At 65.8% G+C, this 2,599-nt stretch carries 2 protein-coding genes and 1 pseudogene; 2 read left to right on the forward strand and 1 reads right to left on the reverse strand.

The annotated features are described in order from the left end of the window. A partial coding sequence (ilvC, locus tag Q1V78_RS08140) for a ketol-acid reductoisomerase (protein WP_300613447.1) occupies positions 1-679 on the forward strand: 679 nt, incomplete at its 5' end. A 96-nt stretch (positions 680-775) separates the two neighbouring features. Beyond that, positions 776-1,753, forward strand: coding sequence for a cation diffusion facilitator family transporter (locus Q1V78_RS08145; protein WP_300613449.1), 978 nt, complete (start codon positions 776-778; stop codon positions 1,751-1,753). A 33-nt stretch (positions 1,754-1,786) separates the two neighbouring features. Here Q1V78_RS08145 and Q1V78_RS08150 read toward each other — a convergent pair. Continuing rightward, positions 1,787-2,599, reverse strand: a pseudogene (locus Q1V78_RS08150) (DUF5129 domain-containing protein); the annotation flags it as partial.

Raw genomic sequence — 2,599 nt, forward strand, 5'->3', positions numbered from 1 at the left:
CATTCACTTCGGCATGATCAAGCCGGAGGACAGCATCACCATCGGCATGGTCGCACCGAAGGGTCCGGGCCACCTGGTGCGCCGTCAGTACGTCGACGGTAAGGGTGTTCCGTGCCTGATCGCCGTCGAGCAGGACCCGAAGGGCAACGGCAAGGAGCTGGCCCTGTCCTACGCCGCAGCCATCGGCGGCGGCCGCGCGGGCATCATCCCGACCACCTTCGAGGCCGAGACCGTCACCGACCTGTTCGGTGAGCAGGCCGTCCTGTGCGGTGGCACCGAGGAGCTCATCAAGACCGGCTTCGAGGTCCTGGTCGAGGCCGGCTACGAGCCGGAGATGGCCTACTTCGAGTGCCTGCACGAGCTGAAGCTGATCGTCGACCTCATCTTCGAGGGCGGCATCAAGAACATGAACTACTCCGTCTCCGACACCGCGGAGTTCGGCGGCTACATCTCCGGCCCGCGCGTCATCGACGCGGACACCAAGGAGCGCATGAAGGGCATCCTGTCCGACATTCAGGACGGCACCTTCACCAAGCGTCTGCTGGACAACGTCGAGGGCGGCAACAAGGAGCTCGAGCAGCTGCGCGCCAACTTCAACGATCACGAGATCGAGAAGACCGGCGAGAAGCTGCGCGACCTCATGAGCTGGGTGAAGAACCCGCTGACCGAGACCGCCTAAGGTCTTGGCTCACCAGGCGCGCAGCCGCGCGCCGGCGGCCCAGCCCCCGTTTTCAATTAGTTGTCAATAAGGGTTGAGGCTGCCTAAGCTGGAGGTATGCCACACGACGCGCAACCAGCCCAGCAACAGCCACTGGACCGTGGCCGTGCCGAGGAGCACGGCCACGGTCATTCGCATTCTCAGCCCCACTCCCACGCACCGACCGGCACCCCCCCCCTGCGCGCGCTGCTCGTCGCGCTGGGCATCACCGGCACCGTCTTCTTCGCCGAGCTGATCGGTGGCCTGATCACCGGCTCCGTCGCGCTGCTCGCCGACGCGATGCACATGCTCTCGGACGCCGCCGGGCTGATCATCGCCGTCATCGCCATCCTCATCGGCCGCCGGGCCGCAACGGCCCAGGCCACCTTCGGCTACCGGCGCGTGGAGGTGCTGGCCGCGCTCATCAACGCCGTCACCGTGCTCGCCGTCTCCGTCTGGATCGTCGTCGAGGCGTTCCGGCGCCTCAACGAGCCGGTCGAGATCATGGCCGGCCCGATGATGATCATCGCGCTTATCGGCCTGGTCGCGAACGCGGTATCCGCATGGATTCTGCACAGCCAGCGGGAGCACTCCGTGAACGTCCAGGGCGCGTTCCTTCACGTGCTGGCGGACATGTTGGGCTCCGTAGCCGTCCTCATTGCCGGTGGCGTCATCATGACGACCGGGTGGCAGTATGCGGACGTTATCGCGTCCCTCGTCATCGCAGCACTCGTGCTGCCACGGGCTTGGCAGCTGATGATGCACACGCTGCGGATCCTGCTGGAGCAGGCCCCGCCCGGCTATGAGCCTGCCGAGATCGACGCGCTCCTCCGTGAGGTGGACGGCGTGGTGGATGTTCACGACCTGCACCTGTGGTCCCTCGACGGGACGAGCGCACTCGCCTCGGTGCACCTGGTCGTTCCGGAGGACCGCGACCCGGCTGCCGTGCTGTGTGTGGCCCAGGAGGCCCTGCAGGAGCGGGGGATTGCGCACTCGACGATCCAGGTCGAGCGCCCGAGCCACGTTGAGCACGAGGGGCCACGCAACGTCTGTTAGCCCCGCGTGGACAGTTGGCGGGAAAGCTCCCTGCTACCAGCTGGAGGAGCCGCCGCCACCGGAGAAGCCACTGCTGAAGCTAGTATTCGCAATGCCCCCGCCGCTGCTGGAGGAAGACTCGGCGGCCCGGGTATCCGCGCTGTGCCACGAGGCCAGCAGGTAGTAGGGAACCCAGTTCGAGTACACGTAACCGGGGCGCCAGTCGCGGTCGGTGAGGGAGGGGCGCTCGTCGCGGTGAGCCTCGCGGTCCAGGTGCTTCATGTCGCGGGAGGCCAGCTCCAGCGCGTGCGCCTGGTCGCTGACGATGCGGGCCAACCGGTCCATGAAGTCCGGGGCCTGCAGGTCTCGAATCAGCTCCTCGACTTGCGCCTCGACATTCTTAAGCTGGCGGATCGCCTCCCGGTTGCGCACCTCGAACAAGGCTTCGGAAAGATCCTGCTTGATGGAGCGCAGCTCTCGCTCGCGCTTGATCTGATCGCCGCTTTCCAGCTCGAACATCAGGTTGATGTTGTCTTCGGCATTGCTCATCGACTCGAGAGTTTCGTGCGCGCTCGCGATCTGCTTGTGCTTGGCGTAGAACTCCTTGTCATCGCTCGTGAGCGTCAGGTTTAGTGCCCCCACCCGGTTGTTGAGGCTCAAGAACTCGTCGCGGATCGTGGTCCACTGCGCACGCAGCTCGGCATTCGCCAACGGGGAGCTCAGCGAATTGGCGCGGATATCCAGGGCGTCCAGGCGCTGCGAGAGCTCGGTGTAGTGGGTGGAAAGCTCGTAGAACTGCTGCTTCGCGGTGGCGGTCAGCTTCTTCTTTCGGCGCCGCGGGCCTGGGTGCGGCCGCCTGGCAGCGCC

It is taken from the genome of Corynebacterium sp. (assembly GCF_030152825.1).
Classification (GTDB): Bacteria; Actinomycetota; Actinomycetes; order Mycobacteriales; family Mycobacteriaceae; genus Corynebacterium.